A 20,928-nucleotide genomic window follows, 5' to 3' on the forward strand; every position below is an offset into this window, starting at 1 on the left:
CATGCCGACGGGGTCCGTCTCGAACCAGTGTCGACGCGCGGATTCGCCTACCGCCGCCTCGCCCCACGGCAGCGCGCTCGCGGACCTGTTCTACCTGTTCGATGAGCCCACGGTGGGACGGGGCCCACGCGACGTGACGGCGGCGCCGATGAAGCGAATCGCGTCCTTGGTTCGTGACGCCGCTTCCGGCCCGACGTGCCCGGCACCTTCGACAAGTCGGAACGAATGCGCGATGCCAAGCTCAGTCACGACTTCGTGCAGGTGGACTGCGCCGTCATGAAGCAGGAACTCATCGGCGGCACCGCAGTCCACGAGGATCGGCAGTCCGTCGGCACGAAGCTCTCCGGCACGACGAGCCTGCCCCTGGACAGAATTCCGGACATACGTGTTGATGCCGGCACCCGCACCCATGGCCAGGTGAAGATCGCCGAGGACCGAGGGCGGTTCGCCTCTGGAACCGAATCGGGGGTCTCGCCACGCCGACGCCCGGTGATCGGAGCGGGCCTTATGGCACCGGGAGGCCTGCGGTGCGGCCGGCGCGGCGGGACAGCTCGGCGAAGGCGTCTCGCAGCGCGGGCGGACCGACGACTTCGATCTCCGTAGCGAACCGTGCCAGCGTGGCGGCCAAGGCGGCCCAGGTCCAGGAGCCGATCAGCAGCCTGGTTCGGGCGGGGCCGAGTTCTTCGACGAGTCCGTCGGCGGCGAACGGAACCACCTGCGCGGCGGGCAGGTCGAGGATCACCTCGCCCTGACACGGCCATTCGTTCGCGCCCTCGGAGCCTGTGAAGCGGGCGGAGAGGAAGGCGGCCACGTTGCCGCCCGGCACCTCTCGCGGGGTGAACCGGGGCCCGTTCGGCACGCGAAGTGTCAGCCGGTCAGCGCGGTAGATCCGCCATTCCAAGCGTTCCGCGGCCCAGCCGACGAGGTACCAGCGCCCGTGGTGGACCACGAGGTGGTGGGGCTCCAACCGCCGAGGCGGCTGCGCTTCGGCACCGTCCGACCGTCCCGGCGAACGGTAGTCGAACCGCACCTCCTCCCCGGCTCGGATGGCGGCGCTCAGCGCGACCAGGACGTCGGTGCCGACCTGGGGGTCCTCCCCCCGCCCTGCCAACGCGATCGCCGTGACCTCCAGGGCGTCGACGCGCTGCCGCAGACGGGCGGGCAGGACCTGGCGCACCGTCGCGAGGGCGCGCGCGGCGGCCTCCTCGATGCCCGCTCCCGTCACGGTCGCGATGCGCAACGCCACGGCGAGCGCGACCACCTGCTCGTCGTCGAACAGCAGGGGTGGCAGTTCACTGCCTGCCTCGAGCCGGTAACCGCCCTCGGGCCCCCGGACCGCTTGGACGGGATATCCGAGCTCGCGCAGACGGTCGACGTCGCGGCGCACCGTGCGGTCGCTGACACCGAGCCGGTTGGCCAGCTGTTCCCCCGGCCAGTCCCGGCGGACCTGCAGCAACGACAGCAGGGCGAGCAGGCGAGACGAGGTCGTCGTCGACGAGGCGGTGGGCATGTCTTCGACACTGTCACGAGTAGCGGACGTTCCCTGACCGGAACGGGTGACAGATTGGGTCTCGTCGCCGGAGATCTCCAGCGACGACATCCACGTGTGAAGGACCGGATCACCATGTCGATCAATGCTGTCGCCCACCTGAACTTCCGCGGGCAGGCCCGCGCGGCCCTGGGGTTCTACCAGTCGGTGTTCGGCGGGCAGGTCATCGCCGCCACCTACGGCGACTTCGGCATGCCAGCCGAGCTGCCCGGTGCGGACAAGGTGGTGTTCGGCCAGGTCATCGCGGACAACGGCTTCCGGATCATGGCCTACGACGTCCCCGGTCAAGACGCACCTGTCGCCGAGGGCGCGCCGACCACACGCCGCGAGAACGGTGTCACCCTCACCGAGGAGCCGTTCTTCCTCTCCGTCCGAGGTGAGACGGTCGAGGAGGTCGGCGCGCTGTGGGAGCGGCTGGCGGACGGCGCCACCGTCATCGAGGCCTACGCCCCGGCTCAGTGGGCGCCCGCCTTCGGGATGCTGACCGATCGCTTCGGTATCACCTGGGTCCTCGACGTCGCGGCTGAGCACGCCCAGGCCTGACGTCGTCTCGCCGGCACCGCCCGGGGGTGCGGCTCGCCGACCCGTCGGACCGGGTTGGATCACCTGACCATCGTCTGCGAGAAGGATGAACGCGTGAACGAACAACCGCTGGTGATCCCGGACGCGGCCGACTGGCGGGCCTGGCTCGAGGTGAACGAGAACGTCTCGGACGGGGTGTGGCTGGTGCTGGCGAAGAAGGGGACGGTCGCACCGACGACACTGACCTACTCCCAGGCGCTGGATGAAGCACTCTGCAGCGGGTGGATCGACGGGCAGCGAAAGGGGCGCGACGACGCGACGTTCCTGCAACGCTTCACACCCCGACGGCGCAGGTCGATCTGGTCGCAACGGAATGTCGGGCTCGTCGGCTCTCTGATCGAACAAGGTCGCATGCGCCTTCGCGGACACGCGGAGATCGAGCGGGCACGACTCGACGGTCGGTGGGAGCGGGCATACCCGGGTTCGGCCACCGTCGAGGTGCCTGCAGACGTCCTCGCTGCGCTGACGGCGTCGCCTGCCGCAGCAGCCCGATTCGCAGCTCTGACCGCAGGTGAGCGATATCCCCTGCTGCTGCCGATCATCACGGCCGTGCCCGCGCTGCGCGGAGCGCGGATCGCCGCCATGATCCGGCGTCTCGGCGAGGACGACGGGGTGTGAGTCTCGACCACCGGCCCCGACTGGCGCGGATTTACTCTCGGGTCCTCATCGTCCCTATGAGGGGTTCCAACAGCGTGTGCTCTAGCCCGGCCTCGTAGCCGAACAGGTCCTCATCGTCCCTACGAGGGGTTCCAACGTGGTCGACGGCTTCCACGCGGGCTTGCCGTCGGTGTCCTCATGGCCCCCATGGGGGGTTCCAGCTGTTCCCACCAGCCGACGCCTCGGCCCGCAAGAACAGCCTGAGGAACAGTCCTGGCCCGAGCATGGACCTCTGAGCAGATGAGGCACACGCAGCCCCGCAGCGAGGCTCATCGCAGCCGAGATGAGCCTCGCCGGAACGAATTTCAACCGTGGCATCGCGCACCGAGCGGTTGATCGGAAACATCCGCGTCGTCTACTGACGAGGCGCGGGACCCGGCCGCGCCGTCGGGCGACCGCAGGCCCGCAGGTTCGGCCGCAGCGGTCCGGGCGACGCCGATCCTGGAGAGGAGCCGACGGACGCCGGCGACCGCAGCAGGCCGAACGTGGTCGTCACCGACGGACGGTGAGGCCCACCTTCTGGAACTCCTTCAGATCGGAGTAGCCGGTCTTGGCCATCGCCCGACGCAGCGCGCCGAACAGGTTCACCGTACCCAGCGGGTCGGAGGACGGGCCGAAGAGCAGGGTCTCCAGGTCGTAGTCGGTGCTGGGCACCGGGAAGATCTCGCTGCGCGGCAGCGAGGGGTGCGCGGCGGCGGACGTCCAGTAGTAGCCCTGCGCGGGCGCCTCGCTGGCCAGGGCGAGCGGCTCGCCGAGCATCACCGCGTCCGCACCGCAGGCGATGGCCTTCGCGATGTCGCCGGAGGTGCTGATCCCGCCGTCGGCGAGGACGTGCACGTACCGGCCACCGGTCTCGTCCAGGTAGTCCCGGCGCGCGGAGGCCGCGTCGGCGATCGCCGTGGCCATCGGGACGCCGATGCCGAGGACCTCCGTCGTCGTGGTGCTGGTGGCGTGGCCGAATCCGACGATCACGCCTGCGGCGCCGGTGCGCATCAGGTGCATGGCGGTGCGGTAGTCGCCGACGCCGCCCGCGATCACCGGCACGTCCAACTCGGCGATGAAGCGCTTGAGGTTCAGCGGCTCACCGTCCCTGGCGACGTGCTCGGCGGAGATGATCGTTCCCTGGAGCACCAGGATCTCGACCCCGGCCGCGAGCAGATCCGGCGTCAGCTCCTCGGCGTGCTGCGGGCTGACCCGCACCGCGACGTGCGCCCCGGACTCGCGAATCTCCTTGATCGACTGCGAGAGCAGGTCCAGCCGGATCGGCGCCGCATGAAGCTCCTGGAGCAGTCGCACTGCAGCGGCGGGGTCGTCGTCGTCCTCGGCGGCGGTGACCAGCCGGAACATGACATCCTCGACGTCGGAGTGCCGAGCCCAGAGCCCTTCGGCGTTGAGGACGGCCAGGCCGCCGAGCTCGCCGACGCGCACGGCGGTGGCGGGCGAGACGATGGCGTCCGTCGGATGGGTCACCAGCGGGATGCCGAAGCGGTAGGCGTCGATCTGCCAGCCCAGCGACACGTCCTTGGAGGAGCGCGTTCGACGAGACGGCACGATCTCCACGTCGTCGAGGTCGTAGGCACGCATCGCGGTACGTCCTCTACCGATCTCCACCTGATCCCGCACGTCTGTCTCCCTACGCCGTTCCAGCAGAGGAAGCCATTGTGAAGCGCCGGGCAGACGGCGCCGACCCCGGGGGGTCGGGCCGCCCGGCTCGGGCGGCGGACAGGGAAGGCCGTCACGGCCGGAAGCGGGCTCTCACCAGCGCACATCCGCCGCTTCGGCGACACCGGCCTGCCGCTTCGGAGCTCCGCAGATCCGGACCGGCTCGGCTCGAGCCTGCCTGCCCCGACGCCTCGCACCGCTGCCGACGGACGGCGGCCGAGAAGCAGACGACGTCCTCGCCATGATCACAGGAGGCGTCAGTGCGTGGTGTAGTTCGGCGCCTCCACCGTCATGGTGATGTCGTGGGGGTGGCTCTCCTTAAGCCCGGCGGCGGTGATCCGGACGAGCTGAGCGTCCTGGAGCTCCGCGACGGTGCGGGCACCCGCGAAGCCCATGCCTGCGGAGAGTCCGCCGACGAGCTGATGGATGACCTGCGCAAGCGGGCCCCGGAACGGCACCCGGCCCTCGATGCCCTGCGGAACCAGCTTCTCGTCCGAGAGGACGTCGTCCTGGAAGTAGCGGTCCTTGGAGTAGGACTTCGACGGACCACGCGAGCTCATCGCCGCCAGGGAGCCCATGCCCCGGTAGGTCTTGTACTGCTTGCCGTTGACCAGCACGAGCTCGCCGGGCGCCTCGGCGGTGCCGCCGAGCAGGCTGCCCAGCATCACGGAGCTGGCACCTGCGGCGATCGCCTTGGCGATGTCGCCGGAGTACTGGATGCCGCCGTCGCCGATCACCGGGACGCCTGCGGGGCGACACGCGAGGTCGGCCTCGTAGATCGCGCTGATCTGCGGGACTCCGACGCCGGCCACCACGCGCGTGGTGCAGATGGAGCCGGGGCCGACGCCCACCTTCACGCCGTCGGCGCCCGCGTCGACCAGGGCCTGTGCCCCGGCGCGGGTGGCGACGTTGCCGCCGATGACGTCGACCGTGTCGCCGAGCTCCCGCTTGAGCAGCGCCACCATGTCGACCACGGCCCGCGAGTGCCCGTGCGCGGTGTCGACGATGATCACGTCCACGCCCGCGTCGGCCAGTGCCATCGAGCGTTCCCGCGCCTCCGCGCCGACGCCGACCGCCGCGCCGCAGAGCAGCCTGCCGTCGGTGTCCTTCGTCGCGTTCGGGTACTTCTCGGTCTTGACGAAGTCCTTCACGGTGATCAGTCCGCGCAGCTTGTTCGCGCCGTCGACGATCGGCAGTTTCTCGATCTTGTGCCTGCGCAGCAGGCCGAGCGCGGCCTCGGCCGTGACGCCCACCTGGGCGCTGACCAGCGGCGCGGGGGTCATCACCTCACGCACTCGGCGGGTGAAGTCGACCTCGAAGCGCATGTCGCGATTCGTGATGATGCCGACGAGCGTGCCGTCCGGGTCGGTCACGGGGACGCCGGAGATGCGGAATCGAGCACACAGCGCGTCGACCTCGGCGAGGGAGTCCTCCGGAGAGCAGGTCACGGGGTCGGTGACCATCCCCGCCTCGGACCGCTTGACGACCTCGACCTGGGCAGCCTGCTCTTCGACCGGCAGATTGCGGTGCAGCACACCCATGCCGCCCTGCCTGGCCATCGCGATCGCCATCCGCGACTCGGTGACGGTGTCCATCGCCGAGGACAGCAGGGGGATGCGCAGCCGGACGTTGCGGGAGAGCGGTGTGCTCGTGTCGACTCCGCTGGGAATCACGTCGGACTCCGCGGGCAGCAGGAGCACGTCGTCGAAGGTGAGCCCGAGCGAGGCGAACTTCGCGGGCAGTCCGCTCTCGATGTCGCGAAGCACCGAAGAGGTTCGCTCGTCAACCGAATCGCTGGTGGTCACTGGGAATTGCCTTCCTGAAGCACCTGCCGCGTCCGCGTCGGCCGCGAAGCCTCACGCGTGTGCGACTGCCTGATGTCCCGCTCGTCCTCCGTGTGAGGGTTAACCGTATGAGGGTGAACATCCTCGCGGGGCGGGTTCTTCCATGGTATCGACGACAACAGCGAGGTCTCGCCCGGTACCGTGCGCTTCGTGCCGCACGATGCCCTGCCCCCAGATCCGTTCGCGAGCGACCCGGAGGACCCGGCGCGCGCCCTAGGCGAGCCTGCGGACGACGACGACCGAGCACTCGACGAAGACGAACGGGCCGAACTGCTGGCCGACCTCGCTGACCTGGCGGTCTACCAGGCCTTGCTGGAACAGCGCGGCCTGCGCGGCATCGTCGTCGACTGCGCGGACTGTGCCGAACCGCACTATCACGACTGGGAGCTGCTCCGATCGAGCCTGACGCAGCTCCTGGCCGATGGTCACATGCGACCGCACGAACCCGCATACAACCCCGACCCCAATCACTACGTGACCTGGGAGTACTGCCGAGGCTACTCGGACGCGGCAGGCGCGACCGAGGCCACCGAGGCCTGAGCCACGCCCGGCTGCCGGGCTGCCCGGCGAGCCGGGCGATCCGGCGGGCAGGTGCCGTCGGAGAGCACTTCCAGGCTTCGCTCCCGGGAATCACTCCCCGGGGATCACTCGCCGGGGATCACTCGCCGCCGGATGGCACCGTCGAGAAGTCCTCCGTCCGGGACCCGGTGCTGGTGTCCGGCTCGCTGCCCGACGGCGTACTGGGCGACGGCGGAGTGCTCGGCGTCGGCGGTGTGCTCGGCGTCGTCTCCTCCGGCGGCGGGGTCGTCGTCTCGTCCGGCGGAGTCGGCTCGGAGTCTTCGGTCGGCTGAGTCGGCGGGGGCTGCTCAGTGGTGGTGTCGACCAGCACCGGCGGTTCGCCGCCACCCGTCGTGTTCTCGGAGTCCTCGGCCTCGTCGTCATCCTCGACGGGCGGCGGAGCGGCCGGATCGAGCCTGTCCCGCAGCCGATCGTGTGTGGCGCGAAGGTCGGCATGCCCGTCGTCGTCGGACACCGAGTCGAGCGAGGCACCCGCGCGCTCGAGCGCCGCCTCGGCCTGATCGAGCCTGCCCGCGAACAACGCGGCCTCGGCCGCGGCCAGTTCGTCCTGGACCGTGACGGCCGCCTCCACCGAGTTCGCGTGCTCGGTGAACAACACGCGGGACAGTCCCCACAGGGTGTCGCCGGGGCGTGCCTCGCGCGCGGCGACGCTCACCCCGGTGAAGGCGATGGCGAGCACGGCGGCAGCAGTGGCGAGCGGAACCAGGAATCGAGTCCTGCGCCGCACCGGAGGCCGGGCGGCGGCGATGGTCGCCACGGCGGTGTCGATGTCGATGAGTTCGCCGAACGGCTCGGCGTCGGCCTCTCGCCGCCACGCGACCAGCATGGCGCTGAGGTCCTGGTCGGCGGACTGCTCCTCGCCGACCGTCGGGTCCGTTCCGCCGAGCGCGTCGAGAAGCGCGTCATCGGCCTGTACTGCGGAGAGGTCGATGTGCTCCGCCGGAGACTCCGGCTCCGCCTGGGATGCGAAGCCGTCGAGGTGCCCCGTCTCGTCAGATGACGACGGCGAGGGGTTCCCGTTCTCGATTCGATCACCCGACGTGGGCTCGTCATCATCGTGTCTGTCGGCCACTTCAGACCACCTCCTCCGTGGCGAGCGTCTTCCTCAGCCTGGTCAGGGCCCGGTGCTGGGCGACTCGCACCGCGCCGGGCGTCGAGTCCACGGCTTCAGCCGTCTCCTCGGCGGAGAGCCCGACGACCACCCGAAGCAGCAGGATCTCTCGCTGTTTCGGCGGCAGCACCTGAAGCAGTTTTCCCATCCGACCGGACAGCTCGTCCTGCATGGCCCGCTGCTCCGGACCAGCCTCGTTACCCGGTGCGTCAGGAACCTCGGGCACCGGCTCGGACTTGTTCCGCGCCGCAGCCCGGTGTGCATCCGCAACCTTGTGCGAGGCGATGCCGTACACGAACGCCAAGAACGGACGTCCCTGGTCGCGGTAGCCCGGCAGCGCCGTGAGCACGGCGAGACACACCTCCTGGGCGACGTCGTCAGCTGAGGCTGACGACCGTTCCTGTCTACCGACCCTGGCACGGCAGTACCGCACCACAAGGGGACGAATGGCCGCCAACAACCGTTCGATCGCCCGACGATTACCGCCGACGGCCTCGCCGACGACGGCGTCCAGTCCGTCCCCCAAATTAGTCATCGCAGTAGGCAGCCCTGGTGTTACCGGCGAGCGTCCGTGAGGTGGTCAGCTTGATGTACGTCACTCAACGCACCGGCCGATTCAACCGTACCGGTGAAGCTGGTGTCGTCCGAGAGTTGGGCATCACATCACCTGACCTAACCAGAACGACGCGTCGTGACCGACCTCGACTCAGCCACACCGACGGCAGGACAACCGCATGGCCCAGTGTCTCAACACGATGATGAACCGTACGGCAGACCCCCCGCACACACGGCACCCAGCGCATGCCTCCGCGCCACGACCAGCGTGAGAGCGCAGCACAAGGCGCCGACCAGCATCATGTGCCGGTCGGCGCCAGTGGTGCCGCGAAGTCAGGAGACGAGTCCCCTGCGGAAGCCGTGGGCAACTGCCTGCGCGCGATCGCGCACGCCCAACTTGCGGAACAGACGTCGCGCGTGTGTCTTGACGGTGTCCTCGGACAGATAGAGCTCGCGCCCGATCTGACCATTGCTCTTTCCCTGGCTCATGCCCCGCAGCACCTGGAGCTCACGCTCGGTGAGCTGGACTCCCGGATCAGAGGGCTGACGCGGAGCGGGCACCGCAGTGCTCGCCAGCGTGTGCGCCAAGGCGGCGACCAGCTCGGGACGCGAGGCGTCCCATCGCAGGTAACCGCGCGCTCCACCCGCGATCGCGGCAGCGATGCTGCCCGCGTCGTCCGGGGCGCCGAAGACGATGACGTTAGCCTGTGGGTGAGCCGAGACGAGCCGCCTGGTGGCCTCCACGCCCGTTGGCACGGCGCGCTGCGTTCCCACCAGCACGACATCGACAGCCTGCCTGGAGAAACGAGCGAGCAGCTCGTCACCATGGGCTACACAATCGATCCGGCTCACACCCGGGACCGCCGACATCACGCGAGTGAGCCCCTCCCGGACGCTCCGCCGGTCATCGCAGATCAAGACCGTCGTCACGGGAACTCCTTCCTGCAGCCGAGTGACGTTCCACTTCCCTATCGGACGCCGGTCGCCAAACCTTGACCCGATCTGGTGCTTAATCCGTCAAGTACTTGCTCCATCGGGTAGCCACCTGAGGTTCACCGGAATGGAGCACACCCGACCCTACCCAGAAGACCGACGAAAACGCGGGGTTTTCCCGGCCGGGCCTGCGCGATCACCCCTGGTAAGGACGAGGACGACTACCCGCGCCCGCCCCGGACCACGACGGTTCGCTCGATGAGGTCCACCGCGGATGCGAGCTCCGTCACAGCCTCCACCCGGCTCGGGAGGGTGCTCTGGTCCCAACCAGGCCCGCCCGCGAACAGCCGCACCCGCTGCCGGGTCCTCGGCAGGGCCTCGAACACCCCGGGATCGCCGCAGCGCGGTCGCTGCGCCCACAGGACCATCGCGGCGGGGGCTACCCGCCGCACTGCCGCGACCACCCCGTCCATCGGCAGCCCGACACCCAGCAGCCTCGCCCCGAGTCGCCGCTGGGACAGCTCGGCCGCCAACACGTACATCGGGAGGCCGTGCGACTCGCCGGGAGCACCGACGAGCAGCACCGACCTCGCCGTCCTCGGCTCGGCCGCCCCGGCCGTCACGGTGCTCATCACGGTGACCAGGCACTCGCTCAACAGCCGGGTCATCTCCCGGCCCTCGCCGGAGTGCTCCCACCGTTCGTTCAACGCGGCGAGCACCGGCTCGGCCAGCTCCTGCCACACCGTCAGCACGCCGTCCTCGTGCAGTGCCTCCAGCAGCAGCCGGTTCACCGACCAGGAGTCCATCGCCGTCACCGCGCGGCCGAGCCCCCTGGCTCGGCTGCTCGCACCCGGCAGCCGCAGCCCGCGACCGCCGGACCGGGCCCGGTGTTCGAAGGAGGGCAGATCCAGGCCGCCGGAGAGCAGTCCGGAGGTCAGCCCCGGCAGCGGACCGTCGGCGGCCGTCGAGGCCGCGTCGGTCGCCGAGGAGCCGCCCTGAGGCGACGAGGCGGTCGCGGCTGCGGACCCCCCCGGCTCCGCACCGAGGCGTCCCGCATCGTGGACCAGCCGGGGCCGAGGAGGCTGCGGCAGCGTCTCGTCGGTCTCCACGACCCGTCCGGTCACCCGAACCGAGGTCGACTCCGCCTCAGGCGCGACCCTCGGCGCAGGCGAGGAGGTGCTCAGGGCATACCGCGCCGCCTCGGCGGGCGAGGCGCCCCGCAACAGCGCGTGCTGCATCAGCTCGAGCCGCGCGACGTCCAGCGGGCCGTACCGACGGTGTCTTCCGCTGGTGTGCCCGCTCGGGCCCAGGCCGTAGCGCCGGTCCCAGGTGCGCAGAGTGGCGGGCGCGACGCCGAGCCGACGGGCGACCGCGGCGACGGTGAGAGTCGGCTCGTCACTGGTCGTGGCGGGCAGCGGCTCGATCTCGCCAAGCGGAGCCACGCAGCCCTCGTCGGTCTCACCACCGTCGTCGGGTCCTGGCTGCGTGCTCACGAGGCCATGTCCGTTCCGGTCGTCTGGGCGGTGATCTGATCACCTGTTCTCGGCTGTCACAGGGGCACGAAGTGCTCCGCGCCACAGGATAACGCCCATTAGTGTGAACAACTTATGGAGCGAAGGGTCTTGAACAAGTTATGGCGCGGTTCTAGCGTAGATCCCCATACGGGGGTGCGGTCGCACTCGCGACAAGTGCACCACTTGCGGGGAGGTGGTCGACAAATGGCCGACACTCGGCGGCTGCCAGGGCCGAACGCGGACCTGTGGGATTGGCAGCTTCAGGGCTCATGCAGAGGCATGGACAGCGCCTTCTTCTTCCATCCGGACGGCGAGAGAGGTCCGGCGAGGTCACGGCGGGAGGCAAGGGCGAAAGAGGTGTGCCAGCAGTGCCCGGTGCTCGAACAGTGCAGGCAGCACGCGTTGGCGGTTCAAGAGCCGTACGGCATCTGGGGCGGCCTGTCCGAGGCCGAGCGAACGCTGCTGATCAAGTCCAAGAGCCGCAGGATGGCGGGGCTCGCCTCCTGATCCGGCCGTCTCGGGGCCCTTCCGGTCCGGAGTTCACACATGACGGGGCGGCACCGCGCAGAGTCGGTGCCGCCCCGTGTGTGAGCTCGTGAAGTGATCGACCAGGTCAGTGGCCGTGCCCGTGGCCGTGTCCGGCCGCGGCGTCCTCTTCCGACAGCTCGACGACGGCGCTCTCCGTCGTGAGGATCATGCGCGCGATCGAAGCGGCGTTGACCACGGCGGACCTGGTGACCTTCACCGGGTCGACGATGCCCGCATCGAACAGGTCGCGGTAGGTGAGGCTCGCGGCGTCGAAGCCGCCGCCCCAGCTCTGCTCGGCGACCTTGGAGACCACCACGGCGCCCTCCTCGCCCGCGTTGGAGGCGATCCAGAACAGCGGGGCACTCAGCGCGGCCCGCACGAGCGCAACGCCGGTCGCCTCGTCGCCGGTGAGGCCGAGGCCGCCTTCGAGCTCCTTGGCCGCGTGCACCAGGCTGGACCCGCCGCCGGGGATGATTCCCTCTTCGACGGCCGCCTTCGTGGCCGCGATCGCGTCCTCGATCCGGTGCTTGCGCTCCTTGACCTCGATCTCGGTGGCCGCGCCGACCTTGATCACCGCGATGCCGCCGGAGAGCTTGGCCAGCCGCTCCTGAAGCTTCTCGCGGTCCCACTCGGAGTCGGTCGCCGCGATCTCACGACGCAGCTGCTCCACGCGCGAGTCGATGTCGGCGCGGGTGCCTGCGCCGTCCACCAGGGTGGTGTCGTCCTTGGTGACCACCACGCGGCGAACGGTGCCCAGCACGTCGAGCCCGGAGTCGGCCAGCTTCATCCCGACCTCGGACGCGACGACCTGCGCGCCGGTGACCACGCCGAGGTCGTCCAGGAACGCCTTGCGGCGGTCGCCGAAGTACGGCGCCTTGACCGCGACGACGCGCACGGTCTTGCGGATCGAGTTGACCACCAGGGTGGACAGGGCCTCGCCCTCAATGTCCTCGGCGATGATCAGCAGCGGCTTGCCCGCCTCGACGACCTTCTCCAGCAGAGGCAGGAAGTCGGCCAGCGCGGAGATCTTCTCCCGGTACAACAGCACCAGGGCGTTCTCCAGCACCGCCTCCTGGCGGTCGGCGTCGGTGACGAAGTGCGGCGAGAGGAAGCCCTTGTCGAACTGGACGCCCTCGGTCACCTCCAGCCAGGTGGACATCGTCGAGGCTTCCTCGATGGTGACGACGCCGTCCTCGCCGACCCGCTCGATGGCCTCGCCGAGCAGGGCGCCGATCGTCTCGTCCCGCGAGACAACCTGACCGACCTGCGCGATGTTGTCGCGGCCCTTGACCGGGGTGGCCTTGGCCTTCAGGGTCTCGACCACGGCGTCGGCGGCGGCCTGGATGCCCTTGCCGAGCACCATCGGGTTCGCACCTGCCGCCACGTTGCGCAGGCCCTCCCGGACCAGCGCCTGGGCCAGCACGGTGGCCGTGGTGGTGCCGTCACCCGCCGCGTCGTTGGTCTTGGTCGCGACGCTCTTGGCGAGCTGAGCGCCCAGGTTCTCGTAGGGGTCTTCGAGCTCCACCTCGCGAGCGACGGTCACACCGTCGAGGGTGATCGTCGGCGCGCCGAACTTCTTGTCCAGCACGACGTGCCTGCCGCGCGGGCCGAGCGTGACCTTGACTGTGTCGGCGAGCTTGTTGACACCGCTCTCCAGCGAGCGTCGAGCCTGCTCGTCGAACCGGATCTGCTTTGCAGCCATTCTCTGGTCCCTCTCAAGGGGTGTTGAAGCGTGCCTGGAGGACCACGGGGGTGACCAGCAGGGCGCGGACCACCTGCGCGGGTCCAGATACAACCAGGGGGGAAGACGCGACCGCCCCGGAGATCCCGAGGGTCCGGGACCGCCGGGGCGGTGCGTAGTCGACCTGAGAGCCTGTCTCTGATCCCTGCGCTCCTGTCACGACAGGAGGAGGCCGGAGACGGGCTCTGTCATGAACTCGTCAGTTCACGACGGCCAGCACGTCGCGCGCGGAGAGGATCAGGTACTCCTCGCCGTTGTACTTGACCTCAGTGCCGCCGTACTTCGAGTAGATGACGACGTCACCGACGGCGACGTCCAGCGGGACGCGGTTGCCGTTGTCGTCGACACGACCCGGTCCGACGGCCAGGACCTTGCCCTCCTGGGGCTTCTCCTTGGCCGTGTCCGGGATGACGAGCCCGGACGCGGTCGTCGTCTCGGCCTCGCTCGCCTGGACGACGATCTTGTCCTCAAGTGGCTTGATGTTCACGCTCGCCACGATGTGACCTCCACCTTCTGGGGCCTCGGAAGCGTTGGCAGGATTTGACGGCTCCTGCCACCCCGCCGTCGCGGGTGCCGGGGCGGTTCAGCGCCGTATGACTGGCACTCTACCGAGGGGAGTGCCAATCATCAACGCCGGGGGGCACTCACCCGGCCCGTCATCGCTCGAGCAGAGGGAGATCCGCCGGACGGCAGAGCCTGATCCGCCGCAGGCAGGCCCAGATGCACCACCCTACGGTCACCGAGTCGTGAGAGGCAGATCACCTGTCGCCGACGGCACCGCGGGCAGAGATGCGCGGGTACGGCAGCCCTCCACAGTGGCCGGTCTGTCCCGCTCACGAGGCGCGGCGGAGCAGACGGACCCGCCCGGAGCCGAGACCCGCGCCTACCCGGACGTCGCCGAGAGTTGGGTTCGGTTTCCCCGGGATTCCCGCCACCACCCGCAGCACATCGAAACCGAACTCCGGTGATCGGCCACCCGGCACCGAGGCCACGGCGTCACTCAGTGGGCGGCAGCACCCGGCGATGTGGGCTCGCGGGCTCGTCGAGCCACACGATGTGCGAGCCGTCGGGCCGAACCGTCAGCCCGAACCGCCCCCATCCTGGGCGACCGAGGTTCTCCCACTCGCAGACGACTCGCTCGAAGCGATCCCAGATCCGCACCGGCCCGCCCTGCCTGGTGACTCGGCTCCCCGTGCCGTCCGCCTGCATCGCCACCTCGCACCACGAGCCGTCCTCGGCGGCCACCGTCGCCCAGCTCGGCCGACCGTCCGGAGCGCGGCCGCGCAGGCCGGTGGCGACGATGCGCGGCAGCTCCGCCTGCACCAGAAACCACGGCACGAGCTCACTCGCCGGGTCCGAGCCGAGCGACGTCGTTCCGCGCGCGCCCTCCTCGCCGCGTCGCACCTCGACGATCTCGGCAGGAGCCGCCGCACCGCGCATCGCCATGAATGCCGCCCACCTGGGGAGGAACCGACCCTCGAGTCGATCCTCCTGACGGCGCAGTGCGACGAGGCTTCCCGCGTGCAGCGCCGGTTTGAGATCCGCCAGTACGAGGCCGCCGGGCCGGGTCTGGTCGGCCCACGACCACGGCACCCGTCGCACCGAGCACGTCGCGATGATCCTGTCGTACGGGGCGTGGTCGGGGAGTCCTGCGGCGCCGTCGGCGGCGAGCAGAGTCGGTGTCAAACCGAGACGCGCCAGCCTGCTGCGGGCGGCTTCGATCAGTTCGGCTGCGACGTCCAGGGAGAACACCTGACGGGCACCGAGCAGGCGGGTCAACAGGGCCGCGTTGTAACCGGTGCCGGTGCCGATCTCCAGCACCCGCGACGCATCGTCGAGTTCGAGCGCCTCGATCATCCGCACCATGAGGCCCGGGGTGGTCGACGAGGACACCGTGACCCGCTGCCCGTCGGAGAGTTCGCCGAGTGTGGTCACCAGTGGTCGGTCTCGGTAGACCTCGTCGAGGTACCCCGGAGTCCGCTGGTCGCTCGCCACCCACGCTCCGGTGGGCTCCTGTACGAAGAATCGTGGGACGAAGACGTGCCGCGGAGTCGCCTCGATCGCGGCCCGCACCCCGTCGTCATGCAGGACATCGCTCTCCCAGAGCCGAGCGGCCAGGCGCCGCGCGGACTGCCTCCACTCGAGGGCGGGCGGAGTCATGCCGACGCCGAAGCGAGCAGGTCGGCGAGCACATCGGTGATAGGCAGGCTCAGGATGCTCTCCAACCAGCCGTATTGGCCTGCTGAGTTGCATTCGAGGAAGATCCACTCGCCGTCCGGCTGGATCACGAAGTCGAAGGCACCGAAGGCAAGGCCCAACTCGGCGCAGTACCTGATCACACCGGTCACGACGTCGGCAGGCGGGTCAAGCCGCACATAACGCAATGCCGGGTAGTCGGAGCGCCAGTCGATGTGGCCCGCAGTCGAGTCTGCCTCGATTCCCACCGCGAAGAGCCGATCACCGACGACGATGAGTCGAGCCTCCCGTGCCTTGACCACCCACCGCTGGAACTGGTGCGCCGTAGTCTCCACCCCGCGCAGATCTCGCAGATCGGTCTCGTCAAGACGTCGCGTGAACATTGCCCGACGCGCGCCCTCCTCCAAGATCGACGGAGGACCGAGCCCTTTCGCCACTGTCTCGCCCCCGGCGGCGAATCGTCGGACCGACTCGGGGCGGTTGGTGACCAGTGTGTCCGGCACCCTCAACCCGCTTCGCAGCGCTGTTACCAACTGGAGCGGCTTATACGCCGCGTCAGCGTTGCGCGATGGGTGGTTCACCCACAAAACGGGCAGAGACGACAGCACCCCGCCGAAGCCGAACTTCGCCTCCTCTGCACACCAATGCCGCTCGGTCAGGCTGAGTTGCGTGGAGAATCTGAACGCCGACGGACGACGGCACCACACCGACCGCACCGTCTCAAGCTCGATCACCCGATCACCAATCTCAATTGTGCCCATCCAGCGGCCTGCCCGGATCTCGGCGTCGAGGACAGCTCGTCGAGGGAACCAGGAGGTGTCGATGCGTGCCGCAGGAACCTCCCGTAGTTGAAGTGCCCGCACCATCCGATCAGCCGAGAAATCACGCTCCGCTGCCAGTATCAGCACTGTCATCAGTCGTTGATCCAGTCCACGGAACTCGGGCCGTCCTCACCATCAACCGATTCCGTCTTCAGTGCGGTCGGGTCACCCGCGAGTGGCAGGTCGATCAAGGGGCGTCCGTCGGCATCCACCGACAGCTGCCGTGCGGCGTCGAACCGTGGGCAGGAAGCTCCAGACCCTGCCCCACCGGGCGAGCTCGCCGCAGTCCCCAAGGACGAACGCCTGCAGGCGAGGCGGCATCGTCGTGGCGGTCGAGGATGGTGAAGCCGTCTAGCGGAAAGCGTCCGCTCGCGCGCGCGATGGGATCGGCGTCGGCGGCAGGCGTGCTCCTGATGATGAACCGCCGCTTTTCCTCGCTTCGGTACATGAACCGCAAGCTATCGCGGGAACTGCCGGACGACGACGAGCTCGATCAAGAAGCGCCCGGACGGCCGACAGTCGTCGAGAGGACAGTCGGGTGATCAGTGATCGGTGACATCCGATGCAGTAGCTCCTCGTTCAGCGGGCCGACGCTGTCCCGACTGTGACGCCGCCTCGCCTCCGTCGGCTCCGACGAAGGTGCGAAGGGCATGGGTTCGGGGGCGTTCACGATGCACTCACGGTCCCGGAACCCGTCGTCGCGACGTCCCGTTCACCGAATGGTGATCGGCACATCACCTGGTGTGGACGGAGTCGCCACACGGGTCCACCAGCCTCGACTGGGCTGGCGACAGCAGGCTCGCCTGTCGAGATCCCGCCACAGAGGAACGACGGGACCGAACGCAGCACCCCACCCGCTCTCGCGCTTCCCGCCCGCTCCGCGTTATCCCGCCGTTCGATGCTGGTCGCGGGCACCGCCGCAGCAGGCCTCACCGTCGTCGCCCCGGCTGCGAGCTGGGCGGCAGGCCGCCAGGGCACCTCGGGTGCCCCGTCCGATTCGATGACGGCAGGCGGGCGTCGAGATCCGTTCACCCTCGGCGTCGCCTCCGGGGACCCCTTCCCGGACGGGTTCGTGCTCTGGACTCGGCTCGCCCCGGAGCCGCTGGCCGAGGACGGCATGGGCGGGATGCCCGCCCGCAGCGTCAGGGTGCAGTGGGAGCTGGCGACCGACGAGCGCTTCCGTCGGGTGGTGCGACGCGGCACCGAGCACGCCAGACCGGAACTGGGACACAGCGTCCACGTGGAACTGTCCGGCCTGCGGTCGGGGACGGAGTACTTCTCTCGATTCCGGACGGGCGGGCACCACTCGCCGGTCGGGCGAGCCGACTTCCGGGTGGTGCCGCAGGTGAGCCGGACCGGTGCGCCCGTGCACACCAGGGCGTCTTTCGTGGTGCCGGACCGGGAGGCGACGCTGCACGAGGTGTGAATCGAGTCGCACCGGGAGGCGCAAGGGCAGGAGATCCACTCGATCGATATCTTGCCTCGATCGAACACCTGTTCGATCATTATGGCGTGATCAATCAACGCATCCCCACGAAGTCCTTGTCCCTGGTCGACGACGGCTCACGACGGCGTTTCACCCCGGCGGGGACGGCAGCCGTCCTCGGCCGTCCCCGTCAGGCTGGCAAGCGGAGAACAGGCGGCCTGCGTGGCGTTCGTCCGGACGTACCGGGCGAACGCCGCGCAGGCGGCGAACGCTGGCCCGTTCCGCCTGCGGACTCTGCTCGCCGAGGCCCGCCTCGGCGTCCTCGCGACGACCAAGTCCGACGGCCGCCCCCAGACGTGGGCGGTGCGGCAGGGCGACACCGATCTGATCCCGATCGGATCGCGATCTTCGGCGACGACGCGACCATCGACACGCACCGTGGCGCGACCCGCAAGCCCGCAAGCCCGCAAGCCCGCAAGCCCGCAAGCCCGCAAGCCCGCAAGCCCGCAAGCCCGCAAGCCCGCAAGCCCGCAAGCCCGCAAGCCCGCAAGCCCGCAAGCCCGCAAGCCCGCAAGGAGAGTGTTCGCCGTGCCCTGCCCCGACGGCGACCGCAGCCAGCGACCTCAGACGAGGATGGTGCCGACCGGGAGGGCGGGGTCGGCGCCGAAGTCCGGCGGTGAGGGAGGGGCGCCTGCCGCGAGCAGTCGGGCACCCAATGCGGCGATCATCGCCCCGTTGTCGGTGCACAGCCGCGGCCGAGGGACGCGCAGCTCGATGCCCGCGGCCGCACAGCGGCTCGCGGCAAGCTCCCCCAGCCGCGAGTTCGCCGCCACCCCACCGGAGATGACCATGGTCCGCACACCGTGGTCCTGGGCGGCGCGCACAGCCTTGGCGGTCAGCACGTCCGCCACGGCCTCCTGGAAGGAGGCGGCCACGTCGTCGACCGGCACCGGCTCGCCTGCGGCCTGCCGCTGCTCGACCCAGCGGGCCACGGCCGTCTTCAGGCCGGAGAACGAGAAGTCGTGCCGAGCATCCTTCGGTCCGGTCAGCCCCCGGGGGAAGGCAATGGCGCGCGGATCGCCGCGTCGGGCCGCCGCGTCGATCGGCGGTCCGCCGGGATAGGGCAGCTCCAGCAGTCGGGCCACCTTGTCGTAGGCCTCACCCGCCGCGTCGTCGATGGTCGAGCCGAGTTCGGTGATCGAGCTCGCGACGTCCTCGACGAGTAGCAGCTGGGTGTGCCCGCCAGAGACGAGGAGTGCCAGGCTCGGCGAGGGCAGCGGGCCGTGCTCCAGTGTGTCGACGGCGACGTGTCCCGCCAGGTGATTGACGCCGTAGAGCGGCCGGTCGAGCGCGGCGGCGTAGGCCTTGGCGGCCGACACGCCGACGAGCAGCGCGCCTGCCAGGCCCGGCCCGGCGGTCACCGCGATCGCGTCGACGTCGGAGAGCCGCAGGCCGGCGTCGGCGAAGGCCTTGCGCACCATCGGGACCATCGACTCCAGGTGCGCCCGGCTCGCCACCTCCGGCACCACGCCGCCGAACCTGGCGTGTTGTTCGACGCTGGAGGCGACGGCGTCGGCCAGCAGCTCGACCGAGCCGTCGGCGTGCAGCCCGACCAGGCCGACACCGGTCTCGTCACACGAACTCTCGATGCCGAGCACGATCGACTCGGGTCGGCTGTTCGGCCTGGTCATCGCACGGTCTCCTCGTCCGATCCTGCGTCCGATCCCAGGTCCGATCCCGCTGCGGCGTTGCGCTGCGGGGGCTGCGCGGGCCGACGCATGGTGTAGGCGTCCGCTCCCGACGGCTGGTAGTACCGCTTCCGCAGGCCGACCACCTCGAAGCCGTGACGCTCGTACAGCGTGATCGCCTGCCGGTTGTCGGTGCGGACCTCCAGGAAGGTCGTGGCGCTCACCTCGTCGGCCCGCCGCAGCAGCGCGCGCAGCAGGGCCGTGCCGACACCGCCGCCCTGGTAGTCGGGGTCGACCGCGATGGTGTGCACCTCGGCCTCGAAGTCCGGCGCCCGACCCACCACCGCCAGGCCCGCGTAGCCGATCAGGCCCGCCGGGCCGGGGACCTCGTCCTGCTCGGCTCCGCGCCGAGCCGCCAGGTACAGATGACCGGCCGCCAGCTCGGCCCGGAAGGCGGACTCCCGCCATGGATCATCGCCCCGGAAGAGCCGAGCCTCCAGCTCCGCGCAGCGGGACAGGTCGGACTCGGTCAACGGAACGAGTCGGAAGGTCATCGCGGGCTCACCCGCTTGGGGGCGCCGGGTGCGACGGCGTCGGGCCTGCGCAGGTACAGGGGCACCAGCGGTTCCGGGCTCCGCTGCGCCAGGGCGGCCTCGGCCGCCACCAGTGCCAGGCCCAGCGGGGTCGGCCCCGTCGTGGCGTGCACCGGAAGGGCGAATCGCTCGGCCGCCTGGCTCGCCTGCGGTCCCGCCAGCGCGGCGACGTCGAGGTCTGGCAGCCGCTCGGCCAGGGCGTCCGGGGCGGCGACCTCCGGTCCGTGGGTCCGAACGCCGTCGGCGTCGTACCTCGCCCAGTACAGCTCGCGGCGGCGCGCGTCGCTGACCACCAGCAGCGATCCGACCGAGTGCGCATCGGCGGCGGAACCCGAGCCCGACTCGGCCTGCGTCGCGGGTTCGGCGACGCAGGCCGCCCGCACGGCGTCCAGCGAGCAGACCGGATACACGGGTCGGTCCAGGGCGTCGCCCAGCGCGGCTGCGGTGACCATGCCGACTCGCAGCCCGGTGAAGGGGCCCGGTCCGACGCCGCAGGCGATCACATCGAGGTCGGCGAGCGTGCGCCCCGCCGTCTGGACGGCGGAGGAGATCAGCGGGGTGAGCAGCTCACCGTGGGCTCGCGGGTCCACCACGATCTGCTCGGCCAGCAGTCGTGGTGCGGACCGAGGGTCGAGTTCGACCAGCCCCGCGGTCACCGCAGGGGTGGACGTATCGATGGCCAGCAACAACACGAGGGAGAGCCTAGGAGCCCACGGCCGGCCCGCTCCGCCCGGCCGGCCGGTCCCCACGCCGGCACGCGCCGAACGCGCTGTCGATCGACGGCGTAGCCGGATCTGCACAGGCGAGCCCGCCGCTCCGAGCAACACCGAGACCGACCGGCGGCGCAGCACCGAGGGTCGACCGGGCGGACTGCCCGGACGCCGCACGGTCGACCCGCCGCACGGTCGACCCGCCGCACGGTCGACGCGCCGCACGGTCGACGCGCCGG

Annotated in this window: 20 protein-coding genes; 5 read left to right on the forward strand and 15 right to left on the reverse strand. The window is 70.2% G+C overall.

Annotation, left to right across the window (positions count from 1 at the left end; genetic code table 11):
- Nucleotides 1–505: 505 nt before the first annotated feature.
- Nucleotides 506–1,510 carry a helix-turn-helix transcriptional regulator gene (locus tag UA74_RS28040; protein WP_075766354.1) on the reverse strand — a complete coding sequence of 335 codons (1,005 nt, stop codon included), beginning with the start codon at nt 1,508–1,510 and terminating at the stop codon, nt 506–508.
- Nucleotides 1,511–1,624: 114 nt separating this feature from the next.
- Between UA74_RS28040 and UA74_RS28045 the strand changes: the two genes are divergently transcribed.
- Both UA74_RS28045 and UA74_RS28050 read left to right on the forward strand, forming a co-directional pair.
- Nucleotides 1,625–2,092: a VOC family protein gene (locus tag UA74_RS28045; protein WP_075744323.1), complete on the forward strand. Its 468-nt coding sequence runs from the start codon at nt 1,625–1,627 to the stop codon at nt 2,090–2,092.
- Between the two features lie 93 nt (nt 2,093–2,185).
- Nucleotides 2,186–2,749: a YdeI/OmpD-associated family protein gene (locus tag UA74_RS28050; protein WP_083684176.1), complete on the forward strand. Its 564-nt coding sequence runs from the start codon at nt 2,186–2,188 to the stop codon at nt 2,747–2,749.
- Between the two features lie 531 nt (nt 2,750–3,280).
- Here the strand turns inward: UA74_RS28050 and UA74_RS28055 are convergent.
- Both UA74_RS28055 and guaB read right to left on the reverse strand, forming a co-directional pair.
- Nucleotides 3,281–4,411 (reverse strand): GuaB3 family IMP dehydrogenase-related protein, encoded by a 1,131-nt coding sequence (locus UA74_RS28055; protein ID WP_075742877.1) that lies wholly within the window; start codon nt 4,409–4,411, stop codon nt 3,281–3,283.
- Between the two features lie 296 nt (nt 4,412–4,707).
- Nucleotides 4,708–6,216 (reverse strand): IMP dehydrogenase, encoded by a 1,509-nt coding sequence (guaB, locus tag UA74_RS28060; RefSeq protein ID WP_075742878.1) that lies wholly within the window; start codon nt 6,214–6,216, stop codon nt 4,708–4,710.
- Nucleotides 6,217–6,435: 219 nt separating this feature from the next.
- Here guaB and UA74_RS28065 point away from each other — a divergent pair, with 219 nt between their 5' ends.
- Complete coding sequence (locus UA74_RS28065) at nt 6,436–6,834, forward strand: DUF5319 domain-containing protein (RefSeq protein WP_075742879.1); 399 nt, start codon at nt 6,436–6,438, stop codon at nt 6,832–6,834.
- A 118-nt stretch (nt 6,835–6,952) separates the two neighbouring features.
- Here the strand turns inward: UA74_RS28065 and UA74_RS28070 are convergent, their stop codons facing one another.
- The 4 genes from UA74_RS28070 to UA74_RS33860 all read right to left on the reverse strand — a co-directional run bounded on the left by UA74_RS28070 (nt 6,953) and on the right by UA74_RS33860 (nt 10,887).
- On the reverse strand, nt 6,953–7,945 hold the full coding sequence (locus UA74_RS28070) for an anti-sigma-D factor RsdA (RefSeq protein WP_157442338.1): 993 nt from the start codon (nt 7,943–7,945) through the stop codon (nt 6,953–6,955).
- A gap of 1 nt (nt 7,946) precedes the next feature.
- Nucleotides 7,947–8,519 carry a sigma-70 family RNA polymerase sigma factor gene (locus UA74_RS28075; RefSeq protein ID WP_075742881.1) on the reverse strand — a complete coding sequence of 191 codons (573 nt, stop codon included), beginning with the start codon at nt 8,517–8,519 and terminating at the stop codon, nt 7,947–7,949.
- A gap of 353 nt (nt 8,520–8,872) precedes the next feature.
- Nucleotides 8,873–9,469: a response regulator transcription factor gene (locus UA74_RS28080; RefSeq protein ID WP_069852471.1), complete on the reverse strand. Its 597-nt coding sequence runs from the start codon at nt 9,467–9,469 to the stop codon at nt 8,873–8,875.
- A 224-nt stretch (nt 9,470–9,693) separates the two neighbouring features.
- Nucleotides 9,694–10,887, reverse strand: coding sequence for a MerR family transcriptional regulator (locus tag UA74_RS33860; protein ID WP_232237883.1), 1,194 nt, complete (start codon nt 10,885–10,887; stop codon nt 9,694–9,696).
- Between the two features lie 303 nt (nt 10,888–11,190).
- On the opposite strand from UA74_RS33860, the gene UA74_RS28090 reads away from it, so the two are divergent.
- Nucleotides 11,191–11,493: a WhiB family transcriptional regulator gene (locus tag UA74_RS28090; RefSeq protein WP_069852475.1), complete on the forward strand. Its 303-nt coding sequence runs from the start codon at nt 11,191–11,193 to the stop codon at nt 11,491–11,493.
- Between the two features lie 106 nt (nt 11,494–11,599).
- Here the strand turns inward: UA74_RS28090 and groL are convergent, their stop codons facing one another.
- From groL to UA74_RS33865, 5 genes are all read right to left on the reverse strand, one after another.
- Nucleotides 11,600–13,216, reverse strand: a complete 1,617-nt coding sequence (gene groL, locus UA74_RS28095; RefSeq protein ID WP_075742882.1) for a chaperonin GroEL — start codon at nt 13,214–13,216, stop codon at nt 11,600–11,602.
- Between the two features lie 238 nt (nt 13,217–13,454).
- Entirely contained in the window at nt 13,455–13,751 is a 297-nt protein-coding gene (gene groES, locus UA74_RS28100; RefSeq protein ID WP_075742883.1) for a co-chaperone GroES, read from the reverse strand.
- 500 nt (nt 13,752–14,251) lie between these two features.
- Nucleotides 14,252–15,415: a methyltransferase domain-containing protein gene (locus UA74_RS28105; protein WP_075765788.1), complete on the reverse strand. Its 1,164-nt coding sequence runs from the start codon at nt 15,413–15,415 to the stop codon at nt 14,252–14,254.
- The gene (tgmB, locus tag UA74_RS28110; protein WP_075765790.1) at nt 15,412–16,365 is read right to left on the reverse strand and encodes an ATP-grasp ribosomal peptide maturase; all 954 of its coding nucleotides are present in this window, start codon (nt 16,363–16,365) and stop codon (nt 15,412–15,414) included. Before tgmB ends, UA74_RS28105 begins: the two co-directional genes overlap by 4 nt.
- A 94-nt stretch (nt 16,366–16,459) precedes the next feature.
- A complete protein-coding gene (locus UA74_RS33865; protein ID WP_157442339.1) occupies nt 16,460–16,720 on the reverse strand; it encodes a hypothetical protein in 261 nt (86 codons plus the stop codon).
- Nucleotides 16,721–17,170: 450 nt separating this feature from the next.
- Here UA74_RS33865 and UA74_RS33870 point away from each other — a divergent pair, with 450 nt between their 5' ends.
- Nucleotides 17,171–17,698: a PhoD-like phosphatase N-terminal domain-containing protein gene (locus UA74_RS33870; RefSeq protein WP_075765792.1), complete on the forward strand. Its 528-nt coding sequence runs from the start codon at nt 17,171–17,173 to the stop codon at nt 17,696–17,698.
- A gap of 623 nt (nt 17,699–18,321) precedes the next feature.
- Here the strand turns inward: UA74_RS33870 and tsaD are convergent.
- The 3 genes from tsaD to tsaB are packed head-to-tail and all read right to left on the reverse strand — an operon-like array spanning nt 18,322 to nt 20,671.
- Nucleotides 18,322–19,389, reverse strand: coding sequence for a tRNA (adenosine(37)-N6)-threonylcarbamoyltransferase complex transferase subunit TsaD (tsaD, locus tag UA74_RS28120; protein ID WP_075765794.1), 1,068 nt, complete (start codon nt 19,387–19,389; stop codon nt 18,322–18,324).
- On the reverse strand, nt 19,386–19,940 hold the full coding sequence (rimI, locus tag UA74_RS28125) for a ribosomal protein S18-alanine N-acetyltransferase (RefSeq protein WP_075742887.1): 555 nt from the start codon (nt 19,938–19,940) through the stop codon (nt 19,386–19,388). The genes tsaD and rimI overlap by 4 nt, the downstream gene beginning before the upstream one ends.
- Nucleotides 19,937–20,671 carry a tRNA (adenosine(37)-N6)-threonylcarbamoyltransferase complex dimerization subunit type 1 TsaB gene (gene tsaB, locus UA74_RS28130; protein WP_075742888.1) on the reverse strand — a complete coding sequence of 245 codons (735 nt, stop codon included), beginning with the start codon at nt 20,669–20,671 and terminating at the stop codon, nt 19,937–19,939. Before tsaB ends, rimI begins: the two co-directional genes overlap by 4 nt.
- Nucleotides 20,672–20,928: the final 257 nt, after the last annotated feature.

Source organism: Actinoalloteichus fjordicus (genome assembly GCF_001941625.1).
In the GTDB taxonomy this organism is placed as follows: Bacteria; Actinomycetota; Actinomycetes; order Mycobacteriales; family Pseudonocardiaceae; genus Actinoalloteichus_A; species Actinoalloteichus_A fjordicus.

What these genes read in the sequence shown, in the direction of transcription:
- UA74_RS28090 (WP_069852475.1), top strand. Translation starts at nt 11,191, where the DNA reads ATGGCCGACACTCGGCGGCTGCCAGGGCCGAACGCGGACCTGTGGGAT.
- groL (WP_075742882.1), bottom strand. Translation starts at nt 13,216, where the DNA reads ATGGCTGCAAAGCAGATCCGGTTCGACGAGCAGGCTCGACGCTCGCTG.
- UA74_RS28075 (WP_075742881.1), bottom strand. Translation starts at nt 8,519, where the DNA reads ATGACTAATTTGGGGGACGGACTGGACGCCGTCGTCGGCGAGGCCGTC.
- UA74_RS33870 (WP_075765792.1), top strand. Translation starts at nt 17,171, where the DNA reads ATGCTGGTCGCGGGCACCGCCGCAGCAGGCCTCACCGTCGTCGCCCCG.
- UA74_RS28105 (WP_075765788.1), bottom strand. Translation starts at nt 15,415, where the DNA reads ATGACTCCGCCCGCCCTCGAGTGGAGGCAGTCCGCGCGGCGCCTGGCC.
- tgmB (WP_075765790.1), bottom strand. Translation starts at nt 16,365, where the DNA reads ATGACAGTGCTGATACTGGCAGCGGAGCGTGATTTCTCGGCTGATCGG.
- UA74_RS33865 (WP_157442339.1), bottom strand. Translation starts at nt 16,720, where the DNA reads ATGTACCGAAGCGAGGAAAAGCGGCGGTTCATCATCAGGAGCACGCCT.
- tsaD (WP_075765794.1), bottom strand. Translation starts at nt 19,389, where the DNA reads ATGACCAGGCCGAACAGCCGACCCGAGTCGATCGTGCTCGGCATCGAG.
- UA74_RS28045 (WP_075744323.1), top strand. Translation starts at nt 1,625, where the DNA reads ATGTCGATCAATGCTGTCGCCCACCTGAACTTCCGCGGGCAGGCCCGC.
- UA74_RS28040 (WP_075766354.1), bottom strand. Translation starts at nt 1,510, where the DNA reads ATGCCCACCGCCTCGTCGACGACGACCTCGTCTCGCCTGCTCGCCCTG.
- rimI (WP_075742887.1), bottom strand. Translation starts at nt 19,940, where the DNA reads ATGACCTTCCGACTCGTTCCGTTGACCGAGTCCGACCTGTCCCGCTGC.